Genomic DNA, 14064 nt, shown 5'->3' on the forward strand with positions numbered 1-14064 from the left:
GACCCTCGACGTCGGCACGGACAAGGGCCGCGCAAACCGGGACGCCCTGTCGCAGATGGCGGCGGCGACCGAGGACGCCGCGGCCAAGGCCCGCGAGAACGGCGCCTCGTGGACAGAGGTCACCCGGATCTACGACAAGGGCCGCAAGACCCTCGTCGACAACGCGTTTGCGATCACCGGCAACCGGAAGGAAGCCGAGCGGCTCGCGGGCACGCTGCTGAAGATGCCGTCGCCGAAGATGCGCCTGGAGATGCGCACCGAGGGCGCGATCACAAGCCTCAACGGTGTCGTGGCGGCGATGAAGAAGGCGCCCGACTCGAAGAAGGTCACGGTCAAGGCGCTCACCGCGGACGCGGTCAGCATGCTGCGCGACCTCGGTTTCAAGGTCACGCGGCTGAAGGACGGCCGGTTCAAGATTACGGCCGAGACCGCGAACGCCAAGGGCAACATCGCTGCGGTCCAGAAGGCCCGCGACGCGCTCAAGGACAAGACGATCACGCTGGAGGCGCGGGACCGGGCCAGCGCCGCCGCCCGCGCGATCCAGCAGGCCCTCGCGGGACTGCGGAACAAGACCGTCACCATCACGACCGTTCGGCAGACGATCGCCCAGTACAGCACCGACACCCGGCCCTACACCGGGCAGGGCGGTGTCAGCAAGAACGCCGCAGGCGGCCCGGTCGAAGCGGGCGAGGTGTCCTTGGTCGGTGAGAACGGGCCCGAGCTGGTCGTGTTCGGTCAGGCGGGACGTGTCATCGACGCCACCACCACGCGCGCTCTGAAGGCGGGCACGGCCAGTGCCGGGCGGGACGCTGCCCGAGGCCTGACCACCGGGATGGGCGGCTCGACGGGAGGGGTGTTCTCCGCTGCGCAGACGATGGCGGCCGCGGTCACGGCCGGCATCCGGACGGAGTTGGAGATCGCGTCACCGTCGAAGAAGACGCGGGCGCTCGCCAAGGACGTTGGGCGCGGCTTCATTCAGGGGCTGACCAGCACCCGGGCGAAGATCAAGTCGGTGTCGGCTGACCTGGTCAAGGACATCAAGACGGCGTTCTCCGGCAAGAAGGAGTCCAGCCTGGTCGCCGCCGTTAACTTCCAGACGAGTCGACTGATGGCCCTGGCGGCCAAGCGGGACAAGCTCGCCGCGAAGATCGCCGAGGCGAAGCAGTACGCCAAGGACGTCACGAGGAACGCACGGGACCAGGCCAGCCTCGGCAACTTGGGCATGCAGCCCGAGGAGGTCACCGCGGGCGGCATCAAGGCCGGCCTGGCGGCCAAGCTCGCGAAGATCAAGCAGTTCAGCAAGTACATCGACATCCTCGCCAAGAAGGGCCTGAACAAGGGGCTGTTGCGGCAGATCCTCAACATGGGCCCGGAGGACGGCTACGCCTACGCGTCCGCTCTGGTCGGCGCGGACAAGAACACGTTCAAGCAGATCAACAGCCTGCAGAGCCAGCTCGACAAGTCCACGGACAAGCTGGGCAAGCGGGGCGCGGACATCCTGTACGACTCCGGCAAGAACGCCAGCAAGGGGTTCCTCACGGGCCTGGCTTCTCAGCAGAAAGACATCGAGAAGCTCATGCTGAAGATCGCCCAGGGGATGCAGAAGAGCATCAAGAAAGCGTTGGGGATCAAGAGCCCGTCCACGGTGATGGCCAAGCTGGGGCGCTTCTCCACGCAGGGCCTGGCCCGCGGTCTGGTCGGCGCGCTGCCGGAAGTCGACCGCGCCCTCGGCGTCGTCACCGGCCGCGTCGCCTCGGCTCAGCCTGTGCTGGGGCGGCCCGCTGTCGTGGCCGGCGGGGGCGGCGGGGTCATGCAGGTACAGGTCGACATCAACGGGGCAATGGACCCGGTCGCTGTCGGCAAGGAACTGCAGCGCGTACTGCTCATGCTCAAAAGAACGCAGGGCCTGAACGTGAAGCTGGGGGTGGCGTAGTGGCGTGGCTGGTGGAAATGGGCTGGGGCGGCCTGGTGCAGTACCCCGACACCATCACCTGGACGGACATCAGTCAGTACGTCAGCACAGCGCGGGCAATCACCATCACCCGAGGCGCCGCCGACGAGTTGTCCGAGACGCAGCCTGGCACGGCGACCTTGGCCCTGGACAACGACGACGGCCGGTTCACCCCGGGCAACTCCTCGTCGCCGTACTACCCGTTCGTGCGGCGCAACGCGCCGATCCGGATCGCGGTCGCGCACATGCCGACGCGGTCCGGGGCGGCGCCCTACCCGGTCGGGCAGCTGGGCGACGACTTCGACGATGGCCGCGTCGACTCGGTGCTGTGGCCCAACTCCTACGGCGGGGTCGTCGAGCGGGGCGGCGTGGTCCGCATCCCGGTGAGCACTGCCGGGGATGCGGGCCTGCAGTCGGTGCGGCAGTGGACGCTGAAGGGCAGCCGCCTCACTGCCAAGCTGGTCACCGTCCCGAAGGCGGGCGGTTCGTCGAACGTGGCCGCGTCGATGTGGGTCAACTCCACTACGGCGGGCACGCGGATCGGCTGGCGGTACGACGCGCTCACCGGCCTCCTCGCCGCGTCGAACCAGGCGGCGTACTTCGACGGGTCCGCCGTGAACCTCACCTACTCGCCGATCGACCACGCGTGGCTGCGGGTCCGGGAGTCCGGCGGCACCGTCTACTGGGAGACGTCCCGCGACGGTTTCAGCTGGACCGTGCGCCGCACCCTCGCTGCGCCCGCGTGGGTGTCCAGCCAGACGCACGCGGTCGAGTTCCCCGCCACCCGCACCGGCGGCACCAACGACTTCATCGAGTGGGACCTGGTCGGCGCCATCATCAAGCCCCGCTTCTGCGGCACGGCCAACGAGTTCCCCGTCGACTGGGAGGGCCTCTCCAGCACGGTCACGGTCACGTGCACCGACCTGTTCAAGCGGCTCAACCGGCTCCCCGTGCTCCGGAGCATGGCGGCCGAGGAGGTCCTCGCGTCCGGGCCGCTCGCGTTCTACCCGCTGACCGAGCCGTCCGACTCCACCAGCGCGGGCGACCTGTCCGGCATCGGCGCGGGATCCCTGACCATTCAGCAGGTCGGTACGGGCGGCACCCTCGCCATGGCTGCCGCGCCGGGGCCGCCCGCCACCGAGGACCAGGTCCCGCTGTTCACTCCGTCCTCGGCGACGGCCGGGAAATGGTTGTCGGCCAACATGGGCGACGACGTCCAAACGCAGCTCAATGGCGGCCGGCCAGTGCTCGAGTGCTGGTTCCAGACCACCACCGCCGGCCGGGCCATCATGGCTCTGGCGTCCCCGGACCTGCAGTACGTGCACGTGCTGTCCCTGTCCGGCAGCGGCCAGCTGCAGATCGAATGGACCGACACCGGCGGCACGCTGGCGACGGCACCGATCCCCTTTACGCCTGGCCTGGCGGACGGAAACTGGCACCACGTGGCCTTTGGCCAATATTCGAAGCTTGTGTTCCTCGACGGCGCGCTGGCGATGGCCGGCGTATCCGTGCCCTATGGCACCGACCAGCGCATCTTGCATATCGGCGGCTACCGTGGCACCCGCCTGTGGTCCGGGTCGATCGCCTACGTTGCCCTGTACGGGGTGGCCCAGGCCGCCGAGTCCCGGCTCGCCAGCCACTACAGGGCCGGGGCGACCGGGTACGCGGGCGAGAGTGCGGCCGAGCGGATCCAGCGGCTGGCTCGGTATGCGGGCGTGGACAGCGTGACGATTCTCGGTGGCACGTTCGACCCGATCGCGTCCCAGGCGGCGGGCGGCACGCAGGTCGTCGCCCGCATGCGTGAGGTGGAGTACACCGAGTCCGCGAAGCTGTACGCCGAGCGGGACTACTTCGGGCTCGCATTCCAAAGCCGCGACCTGCGCTACAACCCGGACCCGTCCGGCGAGGTGTTCACGGTCACCTACGCCGACCTCGAGCCGGGAACGAGCATCTCCGACGACGACCAGAAGATGGTCAACTCGCTGCAGGCTTCCCGGCCCGGCGGCGCCACCCAGCGGGTCACCGCGCCCTCGAGCATCACGGCGTTCGGACTGTACGAGCCGCAGCCCCTCGACATCCTCAAGACCAGCGACAACAGCGTCTTGGACGCCGCCTACTGGGTCGTGTCCCGGTACGCAAACCCGGGGCCGGAGTTGCGCGAGGTGGTGATCGAGGCGTACACGATGCCCAACTATCTGGACATCCTCGACGCCGACATCTCCAGCTACTTCACCGTCTACGGCCTGCCCTCGCAGGCGCCCGCGTCCTCGATGCGGGTCACGGTCGAGGGCTACACCGAGACGATCAAAGAGCGCAGCCACGTGATCCAGTTCCACACCAGCGCCTCCTTCAACGACTCCGTGTGGGTCCTCGGCGATCCCGTGTACTCCAGGCTCGACTCCACCACCCGCCTCGCCTACTGATCGGAGCACGCCCATGGCCGTGTCCGCCCTGCCCGCCGCGTCCATCGTGACCGCCGAAACGTTCTACCTGCCGCCGCCCCCGCGCCGGGGCCAGCCCGCGGAAGACTGGTCGCAGATCCCCGGGGCCGAGCTGGTCTACGCGTGGGTCGAGTACCGGCTGGGCCGCCGCGTCCCCGTCCCGACCGAGTCGGTGCCGGACCATCCGGGGCTGTACGCCTGGATCGATGACGGCCGGTGGATCACCGAGTGCGATGCCTGCCGGACAGCGTGGGCCGTCTCCGTGGCCGACCCGCGTTTCGGGTGCGCGGAATGCCGGCGGGACTGGGTGCCGCTCATCGTCCCCGATGACATCGAGGCCGCCGAGGCCGAGGCGCTGAGCCTGACTCGCCGGTTCTGGTGGCACCCGGACGACCCGCGCAACCCGGTGCAGCCCGAGCCGGAACCGGAACCCACGCCCGAGCCCGAGCCCACGCCCGAGCCGGAGGCCCCGGAGGTGGGGGCGTGACGTTCGCACCGAAGACGTGGATCGTCGGCGAGACCGTCACGGCGGCCTTGTTGAACCAGGAGATCCGCGACCAGTTCAACAGCATGTTCGACGCGTGGACCACGTACACGCCGACGTGGACAGCGACGACCAACCCGGCCCTCGGGAACGGGGTGCTGACCGGCCGGTATCTCAAGGTCGGCCGGAAGTGCCTTGCCGACATCCGCCTGGAGATGGGGTCGACCACCACCTACGGCAGCGGCGCCTACGCCTTCAGCGTCCCGTTCGCAGCAACGTCCGCCGTCGTCGACTACCTCGGCACGGCCCGGCTCGCGGCTGGCGCCTCAACATGGGCCGGGCAGGCCGTGATGAGCGCTGGCAGCACCGTCTTCTCCTGCACTTTCCCCACATCGGCCACGGACTCGCGAGCCGCATCCATGACCGGCGCCGCCCCGTCCACCCTCGCCGCCGGCCACATCCTGCGCGCGCAGATCGAATACCAGACCGCCAACTGACCCAGCCCTACCCCGCCCGCCCCGCGCCGATGGCCGGGGCCTTTCTCATGCCTGGAGGCATCCCGTGGCAACTCCACTCACCGCTGCCCAGTTCCTCGCCGCCCTGAAGGCTGAGGGCGTGACCGTCGTCGAGGTCGGCGACTGGAAGAACCACAACCGCAACGCGAAGGGCCCGTGGGGTCCGGTGCACGGCGTGATGATCCACCACACCGTCACCAAGGGCACGGCGAACACGGTGAAGATCGTGCGCGACGGGTACGCCGGACTGCCCGGCCCGCTCTGCCACGGCATGATCGCCAAGGACGGGCGCGTGCACACGGTCGGCTGGGGCCGCGCCAACCACGCCGGCCTCGGTGACCCGGACGTCTTGTCCGCGGTCATCGCAGAGCGGCGGCCGCCCGTCGACAACGAGGCCACCGCCGACGGCAACCGGGCCTTCTACGGCTTCGAGTGCGAGAACCTCGGCGACGGCAAGGACCCGTGGCCGACCGAGCAGATCGAGGCCATCGTCCGCGTGATAGCCGCGATCTGCCGGCAGCACGGGTGGGGCGCCCGGTCGGCGCTGCGGCACCTGGACTGGCAGCCCGGCAAGGTCGACCCGCGCGGGCCCGGCATGGACTGGGAGCAGATCCTCGACCGCGTCGCGAAGCGGCTCGACAGCAAGCCGCCCACCACCAGCCTGCCCGCCCCGGCCAAGCCCACGGTGTCGCTGTCCAAGCTGGTCAAGGCGGCGAAGACCGACCCGCAGGCCAAGGGGACGCCGGTCACCTACGCCGGGGTGCGCGCCGTGGAGGCCGCGCTCGTCGACGAGGGCCTGCTCGCCAAGACGTACCTGGACGGCCACTACGGCACGGCCACCAAGGACGCGATGAGCGGCTGGCAGGAGCGGTGCGGGTTCCGCGGCCGCAAGCCTGGCCAGAGCGCCGACGGCATCCCCGGCAAGGACTCCCTTAGCCGCCTCGCCGCGAAGCACGGTTTCACCGTCACCGCCTGATCCCAGAAGGACACCATGAAGATCTCCAGCATCGCCAAGTCCATCGTGGCCGGCCTCGCCGCGGGCGCCACGGCTGCAGTCACCGCCGTGCAGGACGGTCAGGTCACGGCCACCGAGGGCATCACCATCGCGCTCGCGGTCCTGGGCGCCTGGGGCGTCACCTACGCCGTGCCCAACAAGCAGCCTTCGACGGGCGCCTGATGGGTGCCGTGGCGGTCCGGCGGCTCACCCGACGACTGCCGCGGCGCCCTGCTCACCCCCCACTGCACCATCGGAGGTCCTGCGTGGACGCTGCGCAGCTCGGCGCCGTCGGAGCCATCGCCGTCGGGCTCGCATCTGCGGTCGGCGCACTGATCGGGCAGCGGGGCGCGAATAGGGCCTCGCAGTCCGGCGCCGTGCTCGGCGGCTACTCGACACTCGTCGACAACCTGCAAGAGGAACGCGACAAGTTGCGCGACCGGCTCGTCGAAAACGAACGGCAGCTCGCCGCCGCCTACGCCGAACTCGCCAGCGAACGCGCCGACAAGGCGGCACTACAGCGGCAGATCACCGAACTCAGCAGTGAGAACACGCGGCTGCGCGCACAGATCGTCGAGCTGGGAGGACACCCCACGTGAACACACGTCGCCACGCGAGGCCGCTCCACGTACAGCAATGGCGATTCCTCGCGGTCGCAGCCGTGCTACTCGTGCTGTCAGGTGCGGTCGTCCTCGTGTGGCTACGCATCGACGCGGGAGACCGCCGGGCGGATGACCTCGCCGCCGAGGCGGACCTGCGCGGGGACGCCGTGGCCACACTGGCGACGGATGTGCGGGTGCTGCGCTCGCAGATCAAAGCGGGGGGAGGGACGCCGGCGGCGCCGGACCCGTCGCGGGCGGTCGATGATCTGCCCGCGCGTGCTCAGGTGCCTGTGCCAATCCCGGGCCCGGCCGGGCCTCGCGGTCCGCAGGGCGAGCCAGGACGGCCGGGTGCGACGGGCCCGCCCGGCTCGCCCGGCCCTGCAGGACCGTCCGGCGGGCAAGGCGAGCCCGGCGCTACGGTGACCGGTCCAGCAGGCCCGGCGGGGTCGGCAGGGTCGGTAGGGCCCGCAGGACCCGCAGGACCCGCAGGACCCGCAGGACCGCCCGGCAAGGACGGCAGGGACGGCCACGACGGCAAGGACGGCAGGGCCGGGCAGGCATGCCCCGACGGGTACAGCCTGCAGGCGCCGTCATGGGATGCCGACGCGCTCGTCTGCAGGCGGGACGGCGCCCCGCCGCCGAACCAGCCCGGCAACAACGGCAACGGCAACACCCCGGAGGCGTTAGGCCTCGACCCGCACCGCCGCCAGTACCCATGACCACGGCCCCGTCCTCCTTCGGGAGGGCGGGGCCGCTTCGTCGTTACCGCAGCCCTTAGCCGGTCGGCCCCGAGGAGTTGACCGTCACCGATACCGCCGGCACCCAGTACCCGGTCAGTCCGCCCGCCGTGATCTGGAAGCACGGCCGCCCGTTGACGATCGCCCGCCGGTCCGTCGGCGCGTTCGACGGGTTCACGAAGGACACCGTCCTGATGGTCGCCGTGCCGTCCGTCGCCACCTTGTACGTGTCCACCGGCACGCTGCCGCCGGGGAACGTCACCGTGCGGGTGGGCCGGTACAGGGTCGTCAGGTACTGCCCGAGCAGGTGCGAGTTGGGCCATGCCTCGCCCACCCACCAGCCCTCATACGGGCCCGCGCTGATCCGGTAGTAGATGCCCCGGTTCTGGATCCGGCGCCGCATCGACGCCGGGGCCTGCGTCGCCCGGCTGAACGTCACCGACTTGGTCTCCAAGACCTTGTCCGCCCTGGACTCCACCCAGGAGCCGTCCGCAGCCGTGTCGTACCGGTACAGGGTGTGCGTGCCGGCCGCGAACTGGACCGTGCCCGTCACGCTGGCCGGGTAGTCGTCGACGAGCCGATCCGTGTGGTCGGCGAAGTCCGGGCTGCCAGTCTGCCAATGCAGTTGCCGCAGCAGGTTGATGTGGTGCTGGTGGTAGGAGGGCGCGGGTATCCGGTGCGTCTGGCAGTAGTGCGAGGCCCACTTGGTGTTCCGCAGCTGAGGGAAGTACCTGGCGATGGTGGTCGCGCACCCGTCGTACAGGGCTGCCGCATCCTGGCTGCCCGTGGCGACGTAGTAGTCCCACAACCCGAACATCGCGAAGACCATCCCGTTGTATGTGTAGTCGCCGGTGCCCGGCTCGCTGCCCGGGTACTCCTGAAGCCACACATAGCCAGCGCCGTCGACGTTGACCGCCCACGGGTAGCCGTCGTCCGCGACCTGAAGCGACGCGAACGCCGCGTCGGCCGCCGCGAGATACCTGGCCCGGTCCTCGCCACAGACGCCGTCCAGCTGGGACAGCTGCGCGAACAGGGAGATGGCCTCGCCCTGCGCCATCCCCGAATACCACGGCGCCTTGTACGAGACACCGGTGTGCACGGCGTGCGTGAACGGGAAGGGGTACGGGAACCACCAGCTGCCCCGGGCCTCAAGCCGTTTGGCGATGAGCCGGTCCGCCTGCGTCTTCGCCCGCGTCAGGAACACCGCCCGGCGAGCCGGGTCCGTCTCCGCGCGGTAGCTGGAGATACAGCCCAGCCCGAACTGCGCCTGACCCACGGGGTGGTCGAGTCCGGCGCTGCCGACGTCCGGGTAGTACAGGTACACGCCGCCAGAGTCGAGATGATAGGTGCCGGTTGCGGGGGAGACGTTCTCCCACTTGGTCGGCCGGTCACGCCACGGCCGCATCTCCTCCGGCAGATCAGTGACGAGACGGTAGCCAGCCTGCTGAAAGGTAAGTTGCATATTACAAGTGTCCCCGGCAGCGGCACGGATAGCGAGGGCCTGACGTGGCGTCCGCCGGCACCTGGGCGCGCTCAGCCGTCGAGGGGCGGCCGGTCGGCGACGAAGGTTCCAATCCCGGTCTCGCCGCGCAACCAGCCCTCACGACGCAGATAGGCGAGCGCCTTCTGGCTCGTCGACGCCGCGACCCCCAGCTCGGTTGCCAGCTCCAGCGTCGAGGGCACTCGGGTCCCGGGCGGATAGGTGCCGTCCTTGATCCGGCCGATGACGATCTGCGCGGCCTGCCTCCATACCGCCCGCGTCCGGTCGAGATCAGCGCTCATACCGGCGACCGTAGGTTCCCGCACCATGCCGCGCGACCGCAGGACCCCTCGGCAACCCTCGGTAAGGCGCGGTATGGTCTGGGTCACAAGAAACCCCCGCGGCCTGGCAGGGCCCGGGGGGTGTGGCCACCGCTACATAGGGAGCAGTGACGCATGGATCGTAGAACACAAGCGCCGACGCCGGCAGTGCCCGGGTGTTCCGAATGCCGACGACTCAAAGTCGAGGAGGCCAGCGCGGAGCGGGCGGGCGACCTCTCGCGGGCGATCGACTGCCGGGTGTGGCTCCGCCGGCATCGTGCCACCGCGCACCGGGGCGAGCAGTGAGCGCCGGGCAGGCCGGCAAGGCGCCCATGCGGCTGATGACGATGCGGGTGACCCGTATCCACGACGGCGAGATCATCGAGCGGCGTGACGAGGTGTGCGTGACGGCTGATGAGCCGCTTGACCCGTTCGCGCTGACTTCGGCGTGGCCGCCGTGCCGGTGCCCGCGGTGCCGCCACTGAACTCCCGGACCCGGCAAGAACGCAGGCCGGGCACGGGCAGGGGCCCCGCCCCCGCCCCCCGTCGGGGACGGGGCCCCATCACGTAACAACCACCAGAAAGGCAACACATGGACAGCACCACTCTGCCCTGGCACGTGTCGAGCTACAGCACCGGCAACGGCGCCTGCATCGAGGTCGCCAAGACGTCGTCCGGCGCGTACTTCCGGGACACCAAGGACCGTCCCCGCGGCGCCGCAGCCGTGGCGCCCACGCGCCTGGACCACGTTCCTCGGCGCGGTGAAGGTGGGCACGCTCGGCGCCTGACCCTTGCGCGCTGCGGCCCCGGCTGGTGTCCACACCGGCCGGGGCCGCTTCATCGCACAAGGTCGGCGAGCGGCACGCCCAGGACCCGGGCGACGCGCGCCAGCGTGGACAGCTTCACGTCCCGGCCGGCCTCCACGTGCTGCAGCGTCCGCCGATCGATGCGCGCGGCCTGCCACACAGCGTCTTGGGTCAGGTTCTGCCGGAGCCGCTCGGCGCGCACCCGGTCCCCGATGGCCTGATGGACCTCGGAGAGCCAGCTGTCGTCATCGTCGTCGGGCAGGGCAAGCACTCGACAAACGTCGATGCCGCGTGATCATGTGTCTGCGGAATACGTTCCGCCTTTTCCGATCTTGATTGACCGGCATGCACCGTGGGACACGGGGCATCCGGTCCGCATGGCGTGACATTCCATCAAGTTCGACCCGTAGCCTTGCGGTTCTGGCATATGCCGCAGGGCTGTGTGTAGTGTGCATATTCGAACGGGTGTTCACACGAACGGGTGAATGACCAGGTCGGCATCCGTTTGTTAGACATGGTGTTGACCGGGCAAACCAGCCGTGCCGGACCGTTCACACAGTGGTCCCCCCCTCTGTACGGTCCGGCACTCCGGGCGCCCCTGCCCTCCCGCCAGTGGGAGCGCAGGGGCGCCCGGTTCGTCTGCTGACCTGCAGCAACGCCATGATCATTTAGGGGATATTTAGGAGACCAACTCCCGTAGTGAGTGTGTAGTCAGCCCGTAGTGAGTGTGTAGTCAGAGTGAGTGCGACCGCACGACGAAGGCCCCGGCCCCCATCTGACCTGGGGAAACCGGGGCCTTTGCCCTGATCAACAGTGTGCCCCCGGCAGGATTCGAACCTGCGACACCCGCTTTAGGAGAGGGATTCTCTAGCCGCTGGTCTTCCCTGATGGCACCTGCCGGGGGAGTACCGGTCAAGATCATTTAGGAGAGATTTAGGAGATCAACTCCGTGGGATGCTTCATCAGGTCCACGCGGCCCCACAGCGTGCGCAGCCCCACGTTCGCCATCGCCTTCCAGAATACGGACTCCAGCCCGTCCAGCCGTTCCGCGCGCATCGCCGGAGTCGGCCGCTGATAGTGCCGCTTGATGCCGGGCCGCCGGTGACCGGCCGCCTCGAACGCCAGCGGCTCCTTCACACCGATCTCCGACTGCATCGTGTCGTGCAGCGCCCGCAACGCCCGCATGTCCAAGCCCGGCAGGATCGGCTCCCACGCCGCCCGGTACGCGACGCCCTGCCGCTTCGACCGCTCCTCACGCCCGTCGCACGCCGGCCGGAAAGACCGTGACCAGTTCCCCCGGCGCCAGGGCGTCCCGCTCGGCGTGCTGAACGGCCGCTCGTGCGGCCAGTCCTGACGGTGGTTCCGCAGCAGCACGGCCAGGAACGGCGGCACGTCCACGTCGCGCGTCGAGCCGTCGTTCTTCGTCGGCTCCAGCTTCAGGACGTACCCCTTCTTACGGCCCCGCTCGTCGCGCTCCTGGTACTCCGCATACTCCTCGACCACCCGCAGGATCGGGCACACGAACTCGCCCGCGCCCCACGGCTGGCGCCGCATCAGCAGCACGTTGTCCCGATGCAGTCCGAGGCCCTCGCCCCAGCGCAGGCCCGTGAACGCCGTCGCCAGCACGTGCACGCCGATGGCCGGCCCGAGGCGCTCCGCGACGAGCACGGCATCCTCCGGGCGGGCCCCGCCATCCCGGCGGACCTTCGGTGGCTTCGTCCAGGCCGCCTCACCCGACGTGTCGCGGGTGCGGCGTCGGCCGAACAACGGGTTCACTGTGATGTACCCGGCGTCCACAGCCGCCGTCATGATGGTGGACATCAGCGACACGCAGTGCCCGCGGGTAACGTCCTCCACCGTCATGCTCTGCTGCCAGGAGTCGACGTCGAACCACGAAATGGCGCCCAGCGGCACGTCTTTCCACCTGGGCAGGATGTGGTTGTCCAGCCGGTCCCACCGGGTCCCGACCGTGCGCCCCCGCTTACGGCGGGCCGCCATGAACGCCTCGGCGAACTCGCCGAACGTCGTGGCCCGCTTGTCGGGGTCAATCCATGTGCCGGCCTTGATGAGGCGCTCCTGCTCGTCGCCCCACTCCTCGGCCAACTTCTTGGTGGCGAAACCAGGTTCGGACCCCCAGGTGCCGTCCGGTTTCTTGTACCTCGAGCGCCACGTGAACTGCTTGGTCTGCTTGCCGTTCCGGACCTTGTACACCTTCTCTGCGAAGGCCATTGCCCCGCTCCCTCCCCCTTCAGATCGCCGTGCGGCTGGTCCGCCGCGCAGGCCTGCGCTGCCAGTTCGCTGATTCCTTGGACTGGGCGCGGGTGAGCGCCCGGGCCGCTCGCTCGGTGATGAGCGAAGCCCGGACGGTGTAGTGGATGAAGTCGGGCCGGTCCTCGACGATCAGCGGAATGTCGTGCTCGATGCGTTGTCGTCGATCCATAGTGAAGGGAATCTGGCGCCCGCGGGGGCTTCCCGGGGAACGCGGCTCCCAACGCTGCATCTGCTCGGCGAGCGCGTCCTCGAACGCTTTCCGGCCTTCCTCCGTGACGTCGTCTTCGTGGACCCAGACGACGAGCCCGGAGGGCTGATCACCTATGTGCGGCGTGAAGTAGTTCCCACTGCGTCGCACCACTCGCGCAAACATGTAATGCCCCGATCCGCCGAGTGGTCCCCCCCTCCCGGTGACGGTACGTGCATGCAACCACACTTTGCGCGGTAGCACACTAGGGCAGCACTGTTTTCTTAGGGCTCTGCAACCTCATCAGTCTCAGAAGCAATGCTCTGGAGGTACCGGCGGGCCTTGCGGTAGCGCGCCGCGACCCGTGCCATCTCTTCCCGCGTCGCGCCCTTGCGGCTCTGCAGGACGACGATGATGTGCCCGTCGTCCTCGTCCGGGCCGAGGTTGATGACGTTCGACTCCAGCGTCTCGCCGGCCTGCAGCTCCATCTCCACTGCGGGCGAGAGGCCGAGCGCGGCCGGGGCGGACGGCTCCGCGGTGGCCGGCGGCTCGTCGGGCGGGCGGACCGTGCCGCCTTCCATGACGCGCTCGGCGGCGCCCTCGGGCCAGCCGAGCAGGCGCGCGTAGTCGCGGATGTTCGCGTTGACCCGCTGGAAGCGGCCTGCCTCGATGTTCTGGATCGTGGTCCGGCTGACGCCCAGGTGCTCCGCTACCTGGGGCTGGGTGAGCCGGGGGCGCCGGCCTTCGCGGGCAGCCTGCAGCTCAGTTCCCAGTCGCTTCGTTGCCTCATCCATAAGTCTCCATCATGCCCCATCAGGTTGCATGCGCGTAGCCAAGTTTCGGCGCTTTGACCTGCGCGTTGTTGAGCCTTTTACGTCTCACGAGTTGCATACCGCCCCTATCGGCTGCCACTGGCATAGGCCAGAAGCACAGAATCTGTGCCCAGAGTGTAGGCAGGCTGCTTGCGTCCGTAGCCAAGGTGTGCTCAGAATGTAGGCGTGAAGCCAAGAGGACCACTCATCCGGGACATCCGACGTGCACGGAAAATGAGCCTGCCTGAGCTTGAAGCGCAGACCGGCTTGAACAGGGGCTACCTCTCCCGCCTTGAGCGTGAGCAGATCCAGGACACCGGAACTGAGCAGGTCCGCAAGGTCGCCACCGCCCTCCGGGTCGACGAGGACCTGATCGCCGAAGAGGAGAAGAAGCCGTGACCGTGAAGGCCACGAAGATCGTCCGCCGCCCGCCCCGCGCCCGCAGCTGGGCCCCGCTCGGCATC

At 69.3% G+C, this 14064-nt stretch carries 15 protein-coding genes and 2 pseudogenes; 11 read left to right on the forward strand and 6 right to left on the reverse strand.

All coding sequences use genetic code 11. From position 1 onward, the window contains the following. From ACWFR3_RS42360 to ACWFR3_RS42395, 8 genes and pseudogenes are all read left to right on the forward strand, one after another. Positions 1-1933, forward strand: a pseudogene (locus tag ACWFR3_RS42360) (hypothetical protein); the annotation flags it as partial. After that, positions 1933-4374, forward strand: a complete 2442-nt coding sequence (locus ACWFR3_RS42365; protein WP_376041042.1) for a hypothetical protein — start codon at positions 1933-1935, stop codon at positions 4372-4374. The pseudogene ACWFR3_RS42360 and the gene ACWFR3_RS42365, both read left to right, overlap by 1 nt. Positions 4375-4387: 13 nt before the next feature. Further along, positions 4388-4879, forward strand: coding sequence for a hypothetical protein (locus ACWFR3_RS42370; protein ID WP_375852338.1), 492 nt, complete (start codon positions 4388-4390; stop codon positions 4877-4879). After that, positions 4876-5373 carry a hypothetical protein gene (locus ACWFR3_RS42375; RefSeq protein WP_375852337.1) on the forward strand — a complete coding sequence of 166 codons (498 nt, stop codon included), beginning with the start codon at positions 4876-4878 and terminating at the stop codon, positions 5371-5373. Before ACWFR3_RS42370 ends, ACWFR3_RS42375 begins: the two co-directional genes overlap by 4 nt. 64 nt (positions 5374-5437) lie before the next feature. Next, on the forward strand, positions 5438-6367 hold the full coding sequence (locus ACWFR3_RS42380) for an N-acetylmuramoyl-L-alanine amidase (protein WP_375852336.1): 930 nt from the start codon (positions 5438-5440) through the stop codon (positions 6365-6367). Positions 6368-6382: 15 nt separating this feature from the next. Then, positions 6383-6568, forward strand: a complete 186-nt coding sequence (locus tag ACWFR3_RS42385) for a hypothetical protein (RefSeq protein WP_375852335.1) — start codon at positions 6383-6385, stop codon at positions 6566-6568. 83 nt (positions 6569-6651) lie between these two features. Continuing rightward, on the forward strand, positions 6652-6984 hold the full coding sequence (locus ACWFR3_RS42390) for a hypothetical protein (protein ID WP_375852334.1): 333 nt from the start codon (positions 6652-6654) through the stop codon (positions 6982-6984). A 422-nt stretch (positions 6985-7406) separates the two neighbouring features. Continuing rightward, positions 7407-7706, forward strand: a complete 300-nt coding sequence (locus ACWFR3_RS42395; RefSeq protein ID WP_376660800.1) for a hypothetical protein — start codon at positions 7407-7409, stop codon at positions 7704-7706. Positions 7707-7761: 55 nt separating this feature from the next. Here ACWFR3_RS42395 and ACWFR3_RS42400 read toward each other — a convergent pair whose 3' ends face one another. Both ACWFR3_RS42400 and ACWFR3_RS42405 read right to left on the reverse strand, forming a co-directional pair. Then, positions 7762-9186, reverse strand: a complete 1425-nt coding sequence (locus ACWFR3_RS42400) for a D-glucuronyl C5-epimerase family protein (RefSeq protein ID WP_375852343.1) — start codon at positions 9184-9186, stop codon at positions 7762-7764. A 71-nt stretch (positions 9187-9257) separates the two neighbouring features. Next, positions 9258-9506, reverse strand: coding sequence for a GntR family transcriptional regulator (locus ACWFR3_RS42405; protein ID WP_375852342.1), 249 nt, complete (start codon positions 9504-9506; stop codon positions 9258-9260). Positions 9507-9826: 320 nt separating this feature from the next. Between ACWFR3_RS42405 and ACWFR3_RS42410 the strand changes: the two genes are divergently transcribed. Together ACWFR3_RS42410 and ACWFR3_RS42415 are read left to right on the forward strand one after the other, a co-directional pair. Then, positions 9827-10009: a hypothetical protein gene (locus ACWFR3_RS42410; RefSeq protein ID WP_376126677.1), complete on the forward strand. Its 183-nt coding sequence runs from the start codon at positions 9827-9829 to the stop codon at positions 10007-10009. 107 nt (positions 10010-10116) lie between these two features. After that, positions 10117-10251: pseudogene (locus ACWFR3_RS42415) on the forward strand (DUF397 domain-containing protein); the annotation flags it as partial. A gap of 110 nt (positions 10252-10361) precedes the next feature. Here ACWFR3_RS42415 and ACWFR3_RS42420 read toward each other — a convergent pair. From ACWFR3_RS42420 to ACWFR3_RS42435, 4 genes are all read right to left on the reverse strand, one after another. After that, complete coding sequence (locus tag ACWFR3_RS42420; RefSeq protein WP_375852340.1) at positions 10362-10601, reverse strand: helix-turn-helix domain-containing protein; 240 nt, start codon at positions 10599-10601, stop codon at positions 10362-10364. 662 nt (positions 10602-11263) lie between these two features. Then, positions 11264-12559, reverse strand: a complete 1296-nt coding sequence (locus ACWFR3_RS42425) for a hypothetical protein (protein WP_375852355.1) — start codon at positions 12557-12559, stop codon at positions 11264-11266. A 19-nt stretch (positions 12560-12578) separates the two neighbouring features. Continuing rightward, positions 12579-12962 carry a hypothetical protein gene (locus ACWFR3_RS42430; protein WP_365435084.1) on the reverse strand — a complete coding sequence of 128 codons (384 nt, stop codon included), beginning with the start codon at positions 12960-12962 and terminating at the stop codon, positions 12579-12581. A 110-nt stretch (positions 12963-13072) separates the two neighbouring features. Next, positions 13073-13582, reverse strand: coding sequence for a helix-turn-helix domain-containing protein (locus tag ACWFR3_RS42435; RefSeq protein ID WP_375852353.1), 510 nt, complete (start codon positions 13580-13582; stop codon positions 13073-13075). A 204-nt stretch (positions 13583-13786) separates the two neighbouring features. On the opposite strand from ACWFR3_RS42435, the gene ACWFR3_RS42440 reads away from it, so the two are divergent. Beyond that, a complete protein-coding gene (locus tag ACWFR3_RS42440; RefSeq protein ID WP_375852363.1) occupies positions 13787-13999 on the forward strand; it encodes a helix-turn-helix domain-containing protein in 213 nt (70 codons plus the stop codon). The last annotated feature ends 65 nt before the right edge of the window (positions 14000-14064 follow it).

The sequence above is a fragment of the Streptomyces sp. NPDC055189 genome (genome assembly GCF_053606765.1).

Bases quoted from the DNA above. Each gene is read 5' to 3' on its own strand.
- ACWFR3_RS42370 (WP_375852338.1), top strand. From the start codon at position 4,388: ATGGCCGTGTCCGCCCTGCCCGCCGCGTCCATCGTGACCGCCGAAACG.
- ACWFR3_RS42385 (WP_375852335.1), top strand. From the start codon at position 6,383: ATGAAGATCTCCAGCATCGCCAAGTCCATCGTGGCCGGCCTCGCCGCG.
- ACWFR3_RS42400 (WP_375852343.1), bottom strand. From the start codon at position 9,186: ATGCAACTTACCTTTCAGCAGGCTGGCTACCGTCTCGTCACTGATCTG.
- ACWFR3_RS42405 (WP_375852342.1), bottom strand. From the start codon at position 9,506: ATGAGCGCTGATCTCGACCGGACGCGGGCGGTATGGAGGCAGGCCGCG.
- ACWFR3_RS42425 (WP_375852355.1), bottom strand. From the start codon at position 12,559: ATGGCCTTCGCAGAGAAGGTGTACAAGGTCCGGAACGGCAAGCAGACC.
- ACWFR3_RS42435 (WP_375852353.1), bottom strand. From the start codon at position 13,582: ATGGATGAGGCAACGAAGCGACTGGGAACTGAGCTGCAGGCTGCCCGC.